Source organism: Kribbella solani (assembly GCF_014205295.1).
In the GTDB taxonomy this organism is placed as follows: domain Bacteria; phylum Actinomycetota; class Actinomycetes; order Propionibacteriales; family Kribbellaceae; genus Kribbella; species Kribbella solani.
In genome coordinates this window covers 6,514,380-6,532,493 of sequence record NZ_JACHNF010000001.1, presented here as the reverse complement: position 1 = coordinate 6,532,493, position 18,114 = coordinate 6,514,380, and the positions used below count along the sequence as shown (strand labels likewise).

At 68.4% G+C, this 18,114-nt stretch carries 16 protein-coding genes; all 16 read right to left on the bottom strand.

Annotated features, from left to right (window positions below):
• Window positions 1-100: 100 nt before the first annotated feature.
• The 16 genes from HDA44_RS30165 to HDA44_RS30090 all read right to left on the bottom strand — a co-directional run bounded on the left by HDA44_RS30165 (window position 101) and on the right by HDA44_RS30090 (window position 18,051).
• A complete protein-coding gene (locus HDA44_RS30165) occupies window positions 101-1,126 on the bottom strand; it encodes a polyprenyl synthetase family protein (RefSeq protein WP_184840196.1) in 1,026 nt (341 codons plus the stop codon).
• Window positions 1,123-2,703: an NADH-quinone oxidoreductase subunit NuoN gene (nuoN, locus tag HDA44_RS30160; protein WP_184844511.1), complete on the bottom strand. Its 1,581-nt coding sequence runs from the start codon at window positions 2,701-2,703 to the stop codon at window positions 1,123-1,125. Before nuoN ends, HDA44_RS30165 begins: the two co-directional genes overlap by 4 nt.
• Window positions 2,704-2,708: 5 nt before the next feature.
• The gene (locus HDA44_RS30155; protein ID WP_184840194.1) at window positions 2,709-4,232 is read right to left on the bottom strand and encodes an NADH-quinone oxidoreductase subunit M; all 1,524 of its coding nucleotides are present in this window, start codon (window positions 4,230-4,232) and stop codon (window positions 2,709-2,711) included.
• Window positions 4,229-6,097, bottom strand: coding sequence for an NADH-quinone oxidoreductase subunit L (gene nuoL / locus HDA44_RS30150; RefSeq protein WP_184840192.1), 1,869 nt, complete (start codon window positions 6,095-6,097; stop codon window positions 4,229-4,231). The genes HDA44_RS30155 and nuoL overlap by 4 nt, the downstream gene beginning before the upstream one ends.
• 11 nt (window positions 6,098-6,108) lie before the next feature.
• A complete protein-coding gene (gene nuoK / locus HDA44_RS30145) occupies window positions 6,109-6,408 on the bottom strand; it encodes an NADH-quinone oxidoreductase subunit NuoK (protein ID WP_130384807.1) in 300 nt (99 codons plus the stop codon).
• The gene (locus HDA44_RS30140) at window positions 6,405-7,205 is read right to left on the bottom strand and encodes an NADH-quinone oxidoreductase subunit J (RefSeq protein WP_184840190.1); all 801 of its coding nucleotides are present in this window, start codon (window positions 7,203-7,205) and stop codon (window positions 6,405-6,407) included. Before HDA44_RS30140 ends, nuoK begins: the two co-directional genes overlap by 4 nt.
• Entirely contained in the window at window positions 7,202-7,798 is a 597-nt protein-coding gene (gene nuoI, locus HDA44_RS30135; protein WP_184840187.1) for an NADH-quinone oxidoreductase subunit NuoI, read from the bottom strand. Before nuoI ends, HDA44_RS30140 begins: the two co-directional genes overlap by 4 nt.
• Window positions 7,743-9,068: an NADH-quinone oxidoreductase subunit NuoH gene (gene nuoH / locus HDA44_RS30130; RefSeq protein ID WP_184840185.1), complete on the bottom strand. Its 1,326-nt coding sequence runs from the start codon at window positions 9,066-9,068 to the stop codon at window positions 7,743-7,745. Before nuoH ends, nuoI begins: the two co-directional genes overlap by 56 nt.
• Before the next feature lie 76 nt (window positions 9,069-9,144).
• Window positions 9,145-11,583: an NADH-quinone oxidoreductase subunit G gene (locus tag HDA44_RS30125; RefSeq protein ID WP_184840183.1), complete on the bottom strand. Its 2,439-nt coding sequence runs from the start codon at window positions 11,581-11,583 to the stop codon at window positions 9,145-9,147.
• Window positions 11,580-12,890, bottom strand: coding sequence for an NADH-quinone oxidoreductase subunit NuoF (nuoF, locus tag HDA44_RS30120; RefSeq protein ID WP_184840180.1), 1,311 nt, complete (start codon window positions 12,888-12,890; stop codon window positions 11,580-11,582). Before nuoF ends, HDA44_RS30125 begins: the two co-directional genes overlap by 4 nt.
• A 3-nt stretch (window positions 12,891-12,893) precedes the next feature.
• On the bottom strand, window positions 12,894-13,613 hold the full coding sequence (nuoE, locus tag HDA44_RS30115) for an NADH-quinone oxidoreductase subunit NuoE (protein ID WP_184840178.1): 720 nt from the start codon (window positions 13,611-13,613) through the stop codon (window positions 12,894-12,896).
• Window positions 13,614-14,951 carry an NADH-quinone oxidoreductase subunit D gene (locus tag HDA44_RS30110; protein ID WP_184840176.1) on the bottom strand — a complete coding sequence of 446 codons (1,338 nt, stop codon included), beginning with the start codon at window positions 14,949-14,951 and terminating at the stop codon, window positions 13,614-13,616.
• A complete protein-coding gene (locus HDA44_RS30105; protein ID WP_337906578.1) occupies window positions 14,951-15,658 on the bottom strand; it encodes an NADH-quinone oxidoreductase subunit C in 708 nt (235 codons plus the stop codon). Before HDA44_RS30105 ends, HDA44_RS30110 begins: the two co-directional genes overlap by 1 nt.
• Before the next feature lie 73 nt (window positions 15,659-15,731).
• Window positions 15,732-16,286, bottom strand: a complete 555-nt coding sequence (locus HDA44_RS30100; protein ID WP_130441831.1) for a NuoB/complex I 20 kDa subunit family protein — start codon at window positions 16,284-16,286, stop codon at window positions 15,732-15,734.
• A gap of 1 nt (window position 16,287) precedes the next feature.
• Complete coding sequence (locus HDA44_RS30095) at window positions 16,288-16,647, bottom strand: NADH-quinone oxidoreductase subunit A (RefSeq protein WP_184840174.1); 360 nt, start codon at window positions 16,645-16,647, stop codon at window positions 16,288-16,290.
• A gap of 90 nt (window positions 16,648-16,737) precedes the next feature.
• Window positions 16,738-18,051: a geranylgeranyl reductase family protein gene (locus HDA44_RS30090; RefSeq protein ID WP_184840172.1), complete on the bottom strand. Its 1,314-nt coding sequence runs from the start codon at window positions 18,049-18,051 to the stop codon at window positions 16,738-16,740.
• Between the last annotated feature and the right edge of the window lie 63 nt (window positions 18,052-18,114).

Sequence of the window (18,114 nt, the reverse complement as noted above, 5' to 3'; positions counted from 1 at the left end):
CGCGCAGAGTGGTACCGCAGTCACGCACGGGTGATCCAAAAGTTTTCGACACGGCCCCGATGGAGCCGGAGCGCCGGGCCCCAAGCCCGCTCCGCGGTCGTCAGACCGAGCGGGTGGCCACCAGGTCGCAGAGGGTTTCGAGGGCGTCGCGGCCGGGGCCGTCAGGGACGCCGGTGAGGAGATTCCGGGCGTCGGCCGCGCGGCGGCGGACGTCGTCCTCGGCCTGGCCGAAGGCGGGGTGGGCGCGGAGCAGGTCGAGGGTCTCGGTCAGCCGGGCGTCGTCGGACAGGTCCGAGTCGAGCAGGTCGAGCAGCCGCGCGTCGGTCGGGTCCGTCGGGTCCGCCTGGGCGCGGAAGATCAGCACCGGCAAGGTCGGTACGCCCTCGCGCAGGTCCGTACCAGGAGTCTTACCGGACTGGTCGGACTCGGATGCGATGTCCAGCAGGTCGTCGGCGAGCTGGAACGCCACGCCGATCTCCTCGCCGAACGCCCGCAGTGATTCCTGTACGTCATCAGGTGCACCGGCGTACCGGGCACCGAAAAGCGCGGAGGTCGCGATCAGCGAACCGGTCTTGTCGGCGACCACCGACAAGTAGTGCTTGAGCGGGTCCTGGCCTTCGCCGACACCCATCGTCTCGCGGATCTGGCCCTCGACCAGCCGGCTGAAGGTACGGGCCTGAATCCGGACCGCCTCCGGTCCGAGATCGGCGACCAGGTCCGACGCCCGCGCGAACAGCCAGTCGCCGGACAGGATCGCGACCGAGTTGTCCCAGCGCGCGTTCGCGGTGGCGGAACCGCGCCGGAGCGCCGCCTCGTCCATCACGTCGTCATGGTGCAGGGTCGCGACGTGGGTCAGCTCGACCACCACGGCCGCCTTCACCACCTCGTCGACGGCAACCTCGGCAGCTCCGAACTCGGCCGCCAGCAGCACCAGCAGCGGCCGGAACCGCTTGCCGCCGGCAACCATGACGTGCTGCGCCGCCGCCGTGACGAACGGCGCCTCGGACTGGGTCGCGTCGAGCAGCGCCTGCTCGACCCGCTCCAGCCCAGCGCGAACCCGGGCCTCGAGTGCCGGATCGGCGAACTCGAAGCCCAGGCTCTCGGCCGGCAGCGGATGGGGACTCAACGGATGAACTCACCAGCTCGGGCCGCCAGGTCGAGCACCGGTCCGGGAACCAGACCGAGCACCACCGTGGCGGCGAGACCCAGCGCGACCGCCGACGTGGTCTGCCAACCCGGCAGCGCCACGTCCGGCGAGTCGGCCGGCACGTCGGAGAAGAACATCAGCACGATCACGCGGACGTAGAAGAACGCGGCGACCACGCTGGACAGCACCGCGACCACCACCAGCGGCCAGGCGCCACCGGTCCAGGCCGCGCTGAAGACCGCCCACTTGCCGGTGAAGCCCGCGGTCAGCGGGATACCGGCGAAGGACAGCAGGAAGAACGCGAAGATCCCGGCCAGCAACGGCGACTTCTTGCCGAGGCCCGCCCAGCGGGACAGGTGCGTCGCCTCGCCGCCGGCATCGCGGACCAGCGTGATGACCGCGAACGCGCCGATCGTCGGGAAGCCGTACGAGACCAGGTAGAACAGCACCGCCTGGGTCGAGGTGATCCCGTTGTGGACGCCGTTCCCGCTCTGGGCGAGACCGACGAACGCGGTCAGCAGGAAGCCCGCGTGCGCGATCGACGAGTACGCCAGCATCCGCTTCACGTCGGTCTGGGTGATCGCGACGATCGAACCGACCACCATGGTGAGGATCGCGACGACCCACATCATCGGCGCCCAGTCCCAGCGCGATCCGCCGAGCGCGACGTAGAAGACCCGCATCAGGCCGACGAACGCGGCGATCTTGGTGCAGGCCGCCATGAAGCCGGTGACCGGCGTCGGCGCGCCCTGGTACACGTCCGGGGTCCAGGAGTGGAACGGAACCGCGCCGACCTTGAACAGCAGGCCGACCCCGAGCAGACCGGTACCGGCGAGCAGGATCGCGTCGCCGCTGGTCTGGGTGGACAGCGCGTCCGAGATCCCGCCGAGCGACATGGTGCCCGCGTACCCGTACAGCAGCGCGATGCCGAAGAGCAGGAACGCCGACGAGAACGCGCCGAGCAGGAAGTACTTCATCGCGGCTTCCTGCGAGATCAGCCGCCGGCGCCGGGCCAGACCGCAGAGCAGGTACAGCGGCAGCGAGAACACCTCGAGCGCGACGAACAGCACCAGCAGGTCGTTCGACGCGGCGAACAGCATCATGCCGCCGACCGCGAACATGGTCAGCGGGAAGATCTCGGTGTGCTCGATCCGGGCCGCCGTACCCTCCCGCTCGGCCTCGGAGCCGGGTACGGCCGCGGCCTGCCCGGCGAACGCGGACAGCCCGCCGTCGACCGACCGCTCCGCGAACAGCAGCACGCTGATCAGTGTCAGTGCCAGCAGGATGATCCAGGTGAACAGCGCGGGGCCGTCGACCGAGATCGCGCCCTGGGCGGCGATCAGTTCCTTCTTGCCGTGCATCAGGATGCCGGTCAGGACCCCGGCCGTGACCACCGCGACTACGGTGATCGCCAGCTGCACCAGGTGCCGCAGCGGCCGCGGCAGGAACGCCTCGACCAGTACGCCGACACACGCGGCGGCGAAGATCACGAGCAGCGGAGCCAGCTCGTTGTACTCGATCTTCGGCGCTGTGAAGTCCGCCAGCGGCAGCAACATCGCGCTCACTTCTGTCCCTCCGTCACGGGGATCTGCGGTGCCTTGTCGGTCACGCCCACCCGCTGCATGGTCGAGTCGATCGCGGGTTTGATGATGTCGACCACCGGCTTCGGGAAGATTCCCAGGCCGATGATCAGAACCGCGAGCGGCGCGATCGCGAGCACCTCACGGGCGTTCAGGTCCTTCAGCTTCTCGATCCCGTCCCGGACCGGGCCGGTCATCAGGCGTTGGTACATCAGCAGGATGTACAGCGCGGCCAGCACGATCCCGAGGACGGCGATCACCGCGATCACCTTGTGCCGGCTGAACGTCCCGGCCAGCACCATGAACTCGGAGATGAACGGCGACAGGCCGGGCAGCGCGAGGCTGGACAGTCCCGCGAACAGGAACGTCCCGGCCAGCACCGGCGCGACCTTCTCCACGCCGCCGTAGTCGGCGATCCGCGCGGACCCACGCCGGGAGATCAGGTACCCGGCGACCAGGAACAGCGCGGCGGTGGAGAGACCGTGGTTGAACATGTACAGCGTCGACCCGGTCAGGCCCTGCGACGTCAGCGCGAAGATACCCATCACGATGAAGCCGAAGTGCGAGATCGAGGTGTACGCGATCAGCCGCTTGATGTCGGTCTGCCCGATCGCCAGCAGCGCGCCGTACAGCACCGAGATCAGCGCCAGTACGAGCACCACCGGGGTCGCCCACTCGGACGCGTTCGGGAACAGCCCGAGACAGAACCGGATCATCCCGAAGGTGCCGATCTTGTCCAGGATGCCGACCAGCAGCACCGACGTACCCGGCGTCGCCTCACCGGCCGCGTCCGGCAGCCAGGTGTGGAACGGCACCATCGGCGCCTTCACCGCGAAGGCGAAGAAGAAGCCGAGGAACAGCCAGCGCTCGGTGTTCTGGCTGATGTCCAGCTTCATCAGGTCGGTCAGCAGGTACGAGGGCGCGCCGTGCTTGGCCGACACCACGTACAGGCCGACGACCGACGCCAGCATGATCAGCCCGCCGAGCAGCGAGTACAGCAGGAACTTCACCGCGGCGTACGAGCGCTGCGGACCGCCGAAGCCACCGATCAGGAAGTACATCGGGATCAGCGTGGCCTCGAACAGTACGTAGAACAGGAACACGTCGGTGGCGCTGAACACGCCGATCGACAGTGCCTCCAGGGCCAGCACCCAGGCGAAGAAGGACTTCTCCGACCAGCGGCCGTGCTCGGCGTCGTTCCAGGACGCGATCAGCACGATCGGCGTCAGCAGCGCGGTCAGCACCACCAGTACGACACCGACACCGTCCAGGCCGAGCGCGTAGTGCGCGCCGAAGGCCTTGATCCAGGTGTGCGTCTCGTTGTAGTCCCCGGCGCCGTTGCGCTGGTAGCCGATCGCGACGATCGCGGTCAGTACCAGCGTGACGAGCGAGAACCCGAGCGCGACCTGCTTGGACAGCAGCGCCTTCGCCTTGGGCACCAGCATCGTCGCGATGGCCCCGACGAGCGGCAGGAGCAGTAACAGGGTCAGCCAACCGATGTTCACGACAACCTCACCGCGAGGAGGGCGACGACCACGAATGCGGCGCCGAAGACCATGCTGAGTGCATACGTTCGGACGAAGCCCGTCTGGTACCGGCGGAGCCGGCCGGACAGACCGCCGAAGAGTGCGGCCAGGCCGTTCACCAGGCCGTCGACGCCCCGGTTGTCCAGCCAGACCAGGGTCCGGGTCAGGTACTGGCCCGGGCGCATCAGGACCGCCTCGTTCAGCGCGTCGCCGTACAGGTCACGCCGGGCGAGCACGGTGACCGGCGAACCGGCCGGCGCCTCCCGCGGGATGTCCTGCCGGTACTTGAGCACCGCGATGACGATGCCGACGGCAACCACCGCGAGGGTGATCAGCGTCATCACCAGCGCGCTGACCGGCGGGTGCTCCTCCTCGTGACCGACGATCGGCTCCAGCCACTTCACGATCCAGTCGCCGGCGAAGTACAGCGCGCCGCCACCCAGCGACAGGGCCGCCAGGATGATCAGCGGCCAGGTCATCACCTTCGGCGACTCGTGCGGGTGTACGTCCTCGGCCCAGCGCTTCTTGCCGAAGAACGTCATCAGCATCACCCGGGTCATGTAGAACGCGGTGATACCGGCGCCGAGCAGCGCGCACAGACCGATCACGGTGTTGTGCGCGAACGCGGCCTCGATGATCTTGTCCTTGCTGAAGAAGCCGGCGAACGGCGGGATGCCGAGGATCGCCAGGTAGCCGAAGCCGAAGGTGACGAAGGTGACCTTCATCGCCGACCGCAGCGCGCCGTAGTGCCGCATGTTCACGTCGTCGTTCATGCCGTGCATGACCGAACCGGCGCCGAGGAACATGTTCGCCTTGAAGAAACCGTGCGTGAGCAGGTGGAAGATCGCGAACACGTACCCGGCCGGGCCGAGGCCCGCGGCGAGCATCATGTAGCCGATCTGGCTCATCGTCGAACCGGCCAGCGCCTTCTTGATGTCGTCCTTGGCGCAACCGATGATCGCGCCGGCCAGCGCGGTGACCGTACCGACGATCACCACCGCGGTGGAGGCCGCGTCGGTGACCGCGTAGATCGCGTGCGACCGGACCACCAGGTAGACGCCGGCGGTGACCATGGTCGCCGCGTGGATCAGCGCCGACACCGGGGTCGGGCCTTCCATCGCGTCCAGCAGCCAGGACTGCAGCGGCACCTGCGCGGACTTGCCGCAGGCGGCCAGCAGCAGCATCAGGCCGAGCAGCGTGGCCCAGGTGTGCGAGAGCTGGCCGGCGCCGGCGTTCACGACGCCGAAGGCCGAGGAGCCGAACAGGGCCCACATGCTCATCACCGCGAGCGAGAGGCCGATGTCACCGACCCGGTTCACCACGAAGGCCTTCTTGGCCGCGACCGCCGCCGAGTTCTTGTGCTGCCAGAACCCGATCAGCAGGTACGAGGCCAGACCGACGCCCTCCCAGCCGACGAACACCAGCAGGTAGTCGGCCGCGAGCACGAGCAGCAGCATCGAGGCGATGAACAGGTTCAGGTACCCGAAGAACCGGCGCCGCCGCGGATCGTGCTCCATGTAGCCGATCGAGTAGATGTGGATCAGCGAACCCACACCGGTGATCAGCAGCACGAACAGGATCGACAGCGGGTCGATCAGCAGGGTGAAGTCGACCTTGATGTGGCCGACCGAGAACCACTCGAACAGCCGGACCGTCTCGGACCGCTCCTCGCCGGACCTGCCGTTCATCTGGATGAACAGCACGACGCCCAGGGCGAAGGAGATCACCGGTGCCAGGGTGCCGAGCAGGTGACCCCACGCGTTGGTGGCCTTGCCACCGAGCAGCAGGATCGCCGCCGACACCGCCGGTACGGCAACCAGCAGCCAGGTCAGCTCATGACTCATCGGTTGCTACCTCAGTACTTGAGCAGGTTGGCGTCGTCGACCGAGGCCGAGCGACGGGTGCGGAAGATGGCCATGATGATGGCCAGGCCGATGACCACCTCGGCCGCGGCCACCACCATCACGAAGAAGGCGGCGATCTGGCCGTCGAGGTTGCCGTGCTGGCGGGCGAAACTGACGAACGCGAGGTTTGTCGCGTTCAGCATCAGCTCGACGCACATGAAGACGACGATCGCGTTCCGGCGTACGAGGACGCCGAGCGCCCCGATACTGAACAGGATCGCCGCGAGCACGATGTACGGCTCCGTGGTCACCGCTTCTCTCCTTCGTCGAAGTCGTCGCCCGCGTCGAGCTTGCGGACCTCGTCGACGTCCGCGCGCTCGTCCGCCTCGGGGAACACGGTGCCACGTGCCTGCAGCACCCGCGAAACCGAGGTCGGCGCGATCGACCCGTCCGGCAGCAGCGCCGGGGTGTCGACGGCGTTGTGCCGGGCCAGTACGCCGGGGGTCGGCAGCGGGCCCGGGTGCACACCCTGCTCCGCGTACTTGCGAATCCGCTCCTCGGCGTGGTCGCGCTGGGTCCGCTTCTTGGTCAGCCGCTCACGGTGGGCCAGCATCATGGCGCCCATCGCCGCGGTGATCAGCAGCGCCGACGTGACCTCGAAGGCCCAGACGTACTTGCCGAACAGCAGCGCCGCGATCGCCTTCGGGTTACCGTCCGGCTGCGCGTCGGCCAGCCCCAGCGGGTTGCCGAAGGCCGCGCTGCCGATGGCCGCGACCAGCAGGATGCCGAAGCCGAGGAACGCGATCCCGGCCAGCAGCCGCTGACCCCGGATCGTCTCCACCAGCGAGTCGGACGCGTCGACGCCGACCAGCATCAGCACGAACAGGAACAGCATCAGGATCGCGCCGGTGTAGACGATGATCTGGACCGCGAACAGGAACGGCGCGTCCTGCGCCGCGTACTGGATCGCCAGGCAGATCATCACGGTCGCCAGCAGCAAGGCCGAGTGCACCGCCTTGCGGACCAGCACCATCCCGATCGCGGCCAGGATCATGACCGGCGCGAGCAGCCAGAACGCGACCTGCGGGCCGGTGACCATGGCGATCATTTGGTGTCACTCCCTTCGGCCTGCACAGCAGCGCCGGTGAGGCCGAGGTAGTAGTCCTTCTCGGTCTTGCCCAGCTGCATGTCGTGCGGCGGCTCCTGCATGCCCGGGAGCATCGGCGCCAGCAGGTCCTTCTTCTCGTAGATGAGGGACTCGCGGCTGGTGTCGGCCAGCTCGTACTCGTTGGTCATCGTGAGCGCCCGGGTCGGGCAGGCCTCGATGCACAGACCGCAGAGGATGCAGCGCAGGTAGTTGATCTGGTACACGCGCCCGTACCGCTCGCCCGGCGAGAACCGGCCGCCCTCGGTGTTGTCGGCGCCTTCGACGTAGATCGCGTCCGCGGGGCAGGCCCACGCGCACAGCTCACAGCCGACGCACTTCTCCAGCCCGTCCGGCCAGCGGTTCAGCTGGTGCCGGCCGTGGAACCGTGGCGCGGTCGGCTTCTTCTCGAACGGGTACTGCTCGGTGAACACCTTGCGGAACATCGTCCGGAAGGTGACCCCGAACCCGGCGACCGGATCCCAGAGGGACTCTTTGACACTAGCCACGACTGCCTGCCTTCGATGTCGGCTCGGACTGTTGACCCCTGCCAGCATTGGGGAGCGGCGGTGGCACCGGGAACCCGCCGGCGAACGCGTCGAAGTCCTTCGCGCGGTCCGCCTCGGTCGGCTGCTCCGGCTTCGGCTTCTGCGGGACGAACATGCTGATCACCGCGAGGACCAGCACCACCGCGGCCGCGACCAGCAGCGTGGTCCGGCTGAAGTTGGTCTCCCGGCCGACCGCGCGCACGGTCGCGACCAGCAGGATCCAGACCAGCGAGACCGGGATCAGGATCTTCCAGCCGAGCTTCATGAACTGGTCGTAGCGCAGTCGCGGCAGCGTTCCGCGCAGCCAGATGTAGAAGAAGATGAAGCACATCATCTTGCCCATGAACCACAGCACCGGCCAGTACCCGGAGTTCGCGCCGTCCCAGATCGAGATCGGCCACGGGGCCCGCCAGCCACCCAGGAACAGCGTGGTGGCCAGCGCGGACACGGTCGCCATGTTGATGTACTCGGCCAGGAAGAACATCGCGTACTTGATCGAGGAGTACTCGGTCAGGAAGCCCGCGACCAGTTCGCCCTCGGCCTCGGGCAGGTCGAACGGTGCCCGGTTCGTCTCGCCGATCATCGAGATCACGTAGATCACGAACGACGGGAAGAGCAGGAACGCGTACCAGCCCGGTAGCGGGATCGACGCCCCGAACCAGTGCACGGTCTGGTGCGACTGCGCGGCCACGATCTCCGAGGTGGACATCGAGCCGGCGAACAGGAACACCGTCACCAGCGCCAGGCCCATCGCGACCTCGTACGAGATCATCTGCGCGCTGGACCGGAGTCCACCGAGCAGCGAGTAGGTCGAGTTCGAGGACCAGCCGCCGAGCACGATGCCGTAGATGCCGATCGAGGCGATCGCCATCACGTACAGCACCGAGACCGGCAGGTCGGTGAGCTGCAACCGGGTGTACGTGTCGGTGAACGGGATCTTCACGGTCGGCCCGAACGGGATCACCGCGAAGGTGAGGAAGGCCGGGATCGCGACGATGGCCGGAGCCAGCACGAAGACGAACCGGTCGACGCCCTTCGGCATCAGGTCTTCCTTCAGCATCAGCTTGACGCCGTCGGCCAGCGACTGCAGGAGGCCCGCCGGGCCGTGCACGTTCGGGCCGATCCGGTGCTGCATCCGCGCCACGACCCGGCGTTCCCACCAGATGTTGAAGAGCGTCAGCACCACCAGGAAGACGAAGATGAACAGCACCTTGATGAGAATGACCCACCAAGGATCGTGCCCAACTCCGGCATCCGGCACCGCAAGCGGGTAGCTCATCGACGTCCTCGCTTCGCTCCGGGCGCCGATGAGGCACGAACCGCACTGTGCTTGATGATGAACTCGCTGCGCTCGTTCATGCGTTCCCTCCGGCGATCGTCACGATCGAGCCATGGTCTGCGTGCAGCGACCGGCGGACGTGGGAGTCGGCCGAGTTGGTCGGCAGCCAGACCACGTTGTCGGTCATCGGGGTGATCAGCACCGGCAGCCGGACGGACCCGGCGTCGGTGCTCACCACCAGCTCGTCGGAGTCGGCGACGCCGATCCGGTGCGCGGTGGTGCGGGAGATCCGGGCCACCGGCGTCCGCGCGGTCGCGGTCAGGTGCGGCTCACCGTCGCAGGCGCGGCTGTCGTCGATCAGCATCCGCCAGGTCGCCAGCCGGGTCGAGTCGAACGTCCCGAGCGGCGGTGCCGGGTGGTATCCCGGCTCCTGCGCGCGGTCGCCGTCCCAGCGGCCGAGCTCGTCCAGCTCCCGCTTGGCACCCTCCGGCGTTGCGAACCCGAGCGGGGTACCCATCTCCTGCGCCAGCGCGGCCAGCGCGCGGACGTCCGGCATCGCGGCCGGCTGCTTGAGCACCACCGGGAACGGCCGCTCGCGGCCCTCCCAGTTCACGAACGTGCCGGACTTCTCCACCGGCGGAACCACCGGGAAGACGACATCGGCGAACTCGGTCACCTGCGAGTTGCGGACCTCGAAGCTGACCACGAACGGCGCGGCCTCGAGCGCGGCCAGCGCCGCGGCCGGGTCCGGCAGGTCGTCGATCTCGACGCCCGCGACCACCAGCGCGCCGAGCCCGCCGGCATTCGCGAGGATCCCGGTCAGGTCCTTGCCGGTCTCGGCCGGCAGGTGCTCGACACCCCAGGCAGCCTGCAGGTCGACCCGCGCCTGCGGGTCGCTGACCAGCCGGCCACCGGGCAGCAGGCCCGGCAGGCAGCCGGCCTCGAGCGCGGCCCGGTCACCCGCGCGGCGCGGAATCCAGGCCAGCTGCGCGCCGGTGTCCAGCGCCAGCCGCAACGCGGTCGAGTACCCGCCCGGTACGCTCGCCAGCCGCTCGCCGACGATGATGATCGAGTCCGGACCGAGCGCGGCCCGGGCCGCGGCCCCGGCCTCACCGGTGTTGGCCAGGTCGGCCAGGACGGCGGCCTCGGTGCCCGGCGACGCCGGTACGACCACGCCGTCCAGCTTCTCGATACCGCGCGATCCGTACGCCGCGAGAGTGAACACCTTGGTGCCGTGGGTCTTGACGCCCTTGCGGACGCGCAGGAACACCGACGGCGCCTCTTCCTCCGGCTCGAATCCGGCGAACAGCACGCTGCCGGCCTTCTCCAGGTCGGCGAACGTCGTACCCAGGCCGGTACCGGCGACCGCGGCGGCGAGGAAGTCCGCCTCCTCCGCGGAGTGCGGCCGGGCCCGGAAGTCGATGTCGTTGCTGCCCAGCGCGACCCGCGCGAACTTCGAGTACGCGTACGCGTCCTCGAGCGTCAGCCGGCCACCGGTCAGGACGCCCGCGTTCCCGCGCGCCGCCGCCAGCTTGGCGCCCGCGAACGAGATCGCCTCCGGCCAGGACGCCGGCCGCAGCTCGCCGTCCTCGCGGATCATCGGGTGGGTCAGCCGGTCACCGGTGGTCGCGTACTGGAACGCGAACCGGTCCTTGTCCGAGATCCACTCCTCGTTCACCTGCGGGTCGTCACCGGACAGCCGGCGCATCACCTTGCCGCGCCGGTAGTCGATCCGGATCGCCGCGCCGGACGAGTCGTGCTCCGCCACCGACGGCACCGACACCAGGTCGAACGGCCGGGAACGGAACCGGTACGCCGCGCTGGTGAGCGCGCCGACCGGGCAGATCTGGATGGTGTTCCCGGAGAAGTAGCTCTCGAACGGCTCCTTCTCGTAGATGCCGACCTGCTGCAGCGCGCCGCGCTCGATCAGCGCGATGAACGGGTCACCGGCGATCTGTTCGGAGAACCGGGTGCAGCGCGCGCACAGGATGCAGCGCTCCCGGTCCAGCAGTACCTCGGCCGAGATGTTGATCGGCTTCGGGTAGGTCCGCTTCACGCCGTGGGTCTCGGCGAACCGGGACTCACCGCCACCGTTGGTCATCGCCTGGTTCTGCAGCGGGCACTCGCCGCCCTTGTCGCAGACCGGGCAGTCCAGCGGGTGGTTGATCAGCAGGAACTCCATGTTCCCGTGCTGGGCCTTCTCGGCCACCGGCGAGCTGACCTGGGTCTTGATCACCATGCCGTCGGCGACGGTCAGCGTGCAGGACGCCTGCGGCTTCGGCATGCCGCGGCCGTTGCCGGCGTCGGGCACCTCGACCAGGCACTGCCGGCAGGCACCGACCGGGTCGAGCAGCGGGTGGTCGCAGAACCGCGGGATCTGGATCCCGATCTGCTCGGCGGCCCGGATCGCCAGGCTGTTCTTCGGAACCTTCACCTCGATGCCGTCGATGGTGACGGTGACCAGGTCGGTCCGCTCCACCTCGGCGCCGGCCGGCGGGTTGGCTTGGATCGTCATGCGCTAGCTCCAGCAGTCGCGAAGACAGTGCTTGCCATCGGGTCGAACGGGCAGCCGCCGTGCTCGAAGTGCGCCAGGTACTCGTCCTTGAAGTGCTGGATCGAGCTGGTGATCGGCGCGGTCGCGCCGTCGCCGAGCGCACAGAACGACCGGCCGAGGATGTTCTCGGACAGGTCGAGCAGCGTCTCCAGGTCCTCCTCGGACCCCTTGCCCTGCTCCAGCCGCTCGAGGATCTGCACCAGCCACCAGGTGCCCTCGCGGCACGGGGTGCACTTGCCGCAGGACTCGTGCTTGTAGAACTCGGTCCAGCGCAGTACGGACCGCACCACGCACACCGAGTCGTCGAAGATCTGCAGCGCCTTGGTACCGAGCATGGACCCGACCGAGCCGACGCCCTCGTAGTCCAGCGGTACGTCCAGGTGCTCGGCCGTCAGCAGCGGCGTGGACGAACCACCCGGTGTCCAGAACTTCAGCTGGTGCCCTGCGCGGACACCACCGGCCAGGTCGAGCAGCTGGCGCAGCGTGATGCCGAGCGGCGCCTCGTACTGACCTGGGCGGGTGACGTGGCCGGACAGCGAGTACAGCGTCATGCCCTTGGACTTCTCGGTGCCCATCGAGGAGAACCAGTCCGCGCCGTTCTTGATGATGACGGGAACGGATGCGATCGACTCGACGTTGTTGATGACAGTGGGGCAACCGTACAGACCGGCCACGGCCGGGAAGGGGGGACGCAGCCGGGGTTGACCGCGACGGCCTTCCAGCGAGTCCAGCAGCGCCGTTTCCTCGCCGCAGATGTACGCGCCGGCGCCGGCGTGCACGATCACGTCCAGGTCGTAGCCGCTGCCGAGGATGTTCGTACCGATGTAGCCGGCGTCCTTGGCTTCCTGGACCGCCTGCTGCAGCCGGCGGATCACGTGCAGTACCTCACCGCGGACGTAGATGAACGCGGCCGACGCGCGGATCGCGTACGAGGCGATGATGACGCCCTCGACCAGCGTGTGCGGCGAGGCCATCATCAGCGGGATGTCCTTGCAGGTACCCGGCTCGGACTCGTCGGCGTTCACCACCAGGTACTTCGGCTTCGGGTTGTCCTGCGGGATGAACGACCACTTCATCCCGGTCGGGAAGCCGGCGCCACCACGGCCGCGCAGACCGGAGTCCTTGACCGTGGCAACCACGTCGGCCGGCTGCATCGCGAGCGCCTTGCGGAGCGCGTCGTACCCGCCGGACCGCTGGTACGAGGCCAGCTGCCAGGCGTTGATCTGGTCCCAGTTGTCGGACAGCACCGGGGTCAGCACGTCGGTCACGCCTCAGCCCTCCTTCGGGGTCGCAGAGCTGTCAGGGGCCGACCAGTTGCGCTCGCGGGCCAGGCGCAGGCCGGCCAGCGTGGCCTTGCCGCCGGTCGGGCCCTCGTCGGCGCGGCCGTCCGGGAAACCGGCCAGCACCCGCTCGGCCTCGCGCCAGGTGCAGATGGTGGCGCCGCGCGGCGACTTCACCTCGGTACCGTCGCGCAGGTCGTCGACCAGCTGGGTGGCGCTCTCCGGCGTCATGTCGTCGAAGAACTCCCAGTTCACCATCATCACCGGCGCGTAGTCGCAGGCGGCGTTGCACTCGAGGTGCTCGAGGGTGATCTTGCCGTCCTCGGTGGTCTCGTCGTTGCCGACGTCCAGGTGCTGCTTCAGCCGGTCGAAGATCAGGTCGCCGCCCATCACCGCGCAGAGCGTGTTGGTGCAGACGCCGACGTGGTACTCGCCGACCGGACGGCGCTTGTACATCGTGTAGAACGTGGCCACCGCCGACACCTCGGCACCGGTCTGCCCGAGCAGCTCGGCGCACACCTCGATGCCCTCGGGGGTGATCCGGCCCTCGACCGACTGCACCAGGTGCAGCATCGGCAGCAGCGCGGACCGCGCCTCCGGGTACCGGGCCGCGATCTCGCGCAGCTCGGCGACGGTGGTGTCGGTGATCTTCGAGTCGCCGGTGCTGTACGGCACCGTCGTCTCGCTGTTCGTCGTGTGGTTCTCGGCCATTTAGCGGTCCACTCCACCCATCACCGGGTCAAGGCTGGCGACGGCGACGATCACGTCGGCGACCTGGCCGCCCTCGCACATGATCGGCATCGCCTGCAGGTTTGCGAAGGACGGGTCACGGAAGTGCACCCGGTACGGCTTGGTGCCGCCGTCGGAGACGACGTGCGCGCCGAGTTCACCGCGCGGCGACTCGATCGCCACGTACGCCTGGCCGGCCGGGACCCGGAAGCCCTCGGTGACCAGCTTGAAGTGATGGATCAGCGCTTCCATCGACTCGCCCATGATGTGCTTGATGTGGTCGAGCGAGTTGCCCATCCCGTCGGAGCCGACCGCCAGCTGGCTCGGCCAGCCGATCTTCTTGTCGGCCACCATCACCGGCTCGCCGTCCATCTTCTCCAGCCGGTCGGCGCACTGCTCGACGATCTTCAGCGACTCGTGCATCTCCTGCAGCCGGACCCGGAACCGTCCGTACGAGTCCGAGCTGTCCCAGGTCGGTACGTCGAAGTCGTACGTCTCGTAGCCGCAGTACGGCTGGGACTTGCGCAGGTCCAGCGCGTACCCGGTCGAGCGCACCGTCGGCCCGGAGATCCCGAGCGCCATGCAGCCGGCCAGGTCCAGGTAGCCGACGTTGCCCAGCCGGGCCTTGAAGATCGGGTTCGCGTTGCACAGCTCCGCGTACTCGGGGAGGTGCTTGTTCATCCAGGTGATGTACTCGCGGATCTTGTCCAGCGCGCCCGGCGGCAGGTCCTGGGCGACGCCGCCCGGCCGGATGAACGCGTGGTTCATCCGCAGGCCGGTGATCAGCTCGAACAGGTCGAGCGTCATCTCCCGCTCACGGAAGCCGATCGTCATCACCGTCAGCGCGCCGATCTCCATACCGCCGGTGGCGATACAGACCAGGTGGCTGCTGATCCGGTTGAGCTCCATCAGGAGCACCCGCATCACGTTGGCCTTCGCCGGGATCTGCTCCTCGATCCCGAGCAGCTTCTCCACCGCGAGGCAGTACGCCGCCTCGTTGTAGAACGGCGACAGGTAGTCCATCCGGGTGACGAAGGTGACGCCCTGCGTCCAGGAGCGGAACTCCATGTTCTTCTCGATGCCGGTGTGCAGGTAGCCGATGCCACAGCGGGCCTCGGTCACGTTCTCACCGTCGAGCTCGAGAATCAGCCGGAGCACGCCGTGCGTGGACGGGTGCTGCGGGCCCATGTTGACGACGACGCGCTCTTCCGGCTCCTCGCCGAGGCCGGAGACGACCGAGTCCCAGTCCTGACCGGTGACGGTGAAGACCTTGCCCTCGGTGGTGTCCCGAGTGGTCGCGTACGGGTCTGTAGTGGTCATTAGTTGTACGACCTCCGCGTGTCTGGCGGTGGGATGACAGCGCCCTTGTACTCGACGTCGATGCCGCCGAGCGGGTAGTCCTTGCGCTGCGGGTGGCCCGGCCAGTCGTCGGGCATCTGAATCCGGGTCAGCGCCGGGTGACCGTCGAAGACGATCCCGAAGAAGTCCCAGGTCTCGCGCTCGTGCCAGTCGTTCGCCGGGTACACCGAGACGATCGACGGGATGTGCGGGTCACCGTCCGGCGCCGACACCTCCAGCCGGATCCTGCGGTTGTGGGTGATCGACAGGAAGTGGTACACGGCGTGCAGTTCGCGGCCGGTCTCGTGCGGGTAGTGCACCCCGCTGACCCCGGAGCAGAACTCGAACCGCAGCGACTCGTCGTCCCGCAGGTGCTGACACACCTCGACCAGCTGCTCGCGCCTGACGTGCAGCGTCAGCTCGTCGCGGTCGACGACGACCTTCTCGATCGCGTCCGCGCCGGTCAGGCTCTCGAGCCGGTCCACCGCGCCGTCGAACCAGGACCCGAACGGCCGCGGCGAACTGCCGGGCAGCGCGATCTGGCGCTGCAGGCCGCCGAAACCGGAGGTGTCGCCGGTGCCGCGGACCCCGAACATGCCCTCGCGCTGGTCGATCACCTCGGCCTGCGGCGTCTGCGCGTCACTCCCCGCCGACGTCGCCGGCAGGTTCTCGGGCTGGGAGTCACTCACCGGCTACCTCGCTTCGCTCGTCCGCCGGCGAGCGACAGGGTCGCTGTGCTAATTGTTCCCTCGCTACGCTCGGTCACCGGAGCAGCCCCTTCATCTCGATCGTCGGGGCCGCGACCAGGGCCGCCGCCTCCTGCTCGGTCTGCAGTGCCTTCTTGTGCGCGCCGAGCTTCATGTGCTGGATCTGGTCGTGGATCTTCAGGAACGCGTCCAGCAGCATCTCCGGCCGCGGCGGGCAGCCGGGCAGGTACATGTCGACCGGGACCACGTGGTCCACGCCCTGCACGACCGCGTAGTTGTTGAACATGCCGCCGGACGACGCGCAGACACCCATCGCCAGCACCCACTTCGGGCCGGGCATCTGGTCGTAGATCTGGCGCAGTACCGGAGCCATCTTCTGGCTCACCCGGCCGGCCACGATCATCAGGTCGGCCTGCCGCGGCGACGCCCGGAAAACCTCCATGCCGAACCGGGCGGCGTCGTACCGCGGCGCGCCGGTGGTCATCATCTCGATCGCGCAGCAGGCCAGCCCGAAGGTCGCCGGCCACAACGAGGCCTTGCGCATGTAGCCGAGCAGTCCTTCGACGGTGCTCAGCAGTACGCCGGCCGGAAGCTGTTCCTCAAGACCCATGTCAGTCCCACTCCAGTCCGCCGCGGCGCCACACGTACGTGTAGGCGATGAAGACGGTGACGATGAAGATGACCATCTCGACCAGCCCGAACAGGGCCATCTGGTCGAACGCGACCGCCCACGGGTAGAGGAAGATGATCTCGATGTCGAACACGATGAACAGCATCGCGGTGATGTAGTACTTCACCGGGAAGCGCCCACCGCCGACCGGCTGCGGAGTCGGTTCGATGCCGCACTCGTACGAGTCCAGCCGGGCCCGGTTGTACCGCTTCGGGCCGACCAGCGCGCTTACCGTGATGCTGCCCGCCACGAAGAGCGCCGCGAGCACACCAAGAGCGAGAATCGGTGTATAGGGGTGCATCGCTCTCGTGCTCCCTCCTTCAGCCGGTGATGTCGGTTGTCAGTCAGTTGGTATCAGTACCGCGATGGCCCGGCGCACTCGCCCCGCCGGTCAGGCCGCCGGTGCGAGCTTGGTCAGGCCGTTGATGATCTTGTCCATCACGTCGCCGTCGCGCGGGTCGGTGAGGTTGGCCAGCAACTTCAGGGTGAACTTCATCAACGTGGTGCGCGGCAGACCGTACTTGGTGCACAGCCGCATCACCTCCGGATTTCCGATCAGCTTCACGAAGATCCGGCCGAGCGTGTAGTACCCGCCGTACTCCTGCTTCAGCGCCTTCGGGTACGCCGACAGCGCGCGCTCCCGCTGGTTCGGCTGCCGGCGCAGCGCCTGGGCGGCGACCTCGGCGGCGAACGACCCGGACTCCATCGCGTACGGGATGCCTTCGCCGTTGAACGGGTTGACCATGCCGCCGGCGTCGCCGAGCAGCATCAGGCCGCGGGTGTAGTGCGGCTGCCGGTTGAAGCCCATCGGCAGCGCCGCGCCCCGGATCGGGATGGTCTGGAACTCGTCCCGGAACTGCCACTCGTCCGGCGTCACCTTCAGCCACTGCTTCAGCAGGTCGGCGTAGTCGACCTTGCCGAACGCGTCCGAGGTGTTCAGGATGCCGAGGCCGACGTTCACGGTGCCGTCGCCCATGCCGAAGATCCAGCCGTACCCGGGCAGCAGCACCTTGCCGCCGGGCTGCTTCGGGTCGTCGGCCCACAGCTCCAGCCAGGACTCGAGGTAGTCGTCGTTCGTCCGCGGGCTGGTGAAGTACGTCCGGACCGCGACGCCCATCGGGCGGTCGTCGCGCTTGTGCAGACCCATCGCGATGCTCAGCCGGGACGAGTTGCCGTCGGCCGCCATCACCAGCGGCGCCCGGAACTCGACGTCGGCGCCGGCCCGGCGGCCGTTGTCGTCGACCGGCTTCGCGGTCACGCCGACGATGTGCCCGCGCTCGTCCAGGATCGGCGCGCCGACGTTGGTCCGCTCGCGCAGCCGGGCGCCGGCCTTCACCGCCTGCCGGGCGAGCATGTCGTCGAAGTCCATCCGGTTCCGGGTCAGCCCGTAGTTCGGGTGGCTGGCCAGGTCCGGCCAGTCCAGCTGCAGTTGGTGCCCGGCGCCCTGGATCCGGAGCCCGTAGTTGCGGATCCAGCCGGCCTCTTCGGAGATGTCGAGGCCCATGTTGATCAGCTGCTTGGTGCCGCGCGGGGTCAGCCCGTCGCCGCACACCTTCTCCCGGGGGAAGGCGGTCTTCTCCAGCAGCAGGACGTCGAGACCGGCGTTCGCCAAGTGGTACGCCGCCGCCGATCCGGCGGGTCCGGCACCGACCACGATCACATCGGCGGTCTCCGCCTGCTGCCCGCTCGGCACGCTCTGGCTCATCTCTTTCCCGGCCTGGAAGTTAGGGGCGTGTGCGCTCGTGAAGGCATTCACGAGGCCTCTACA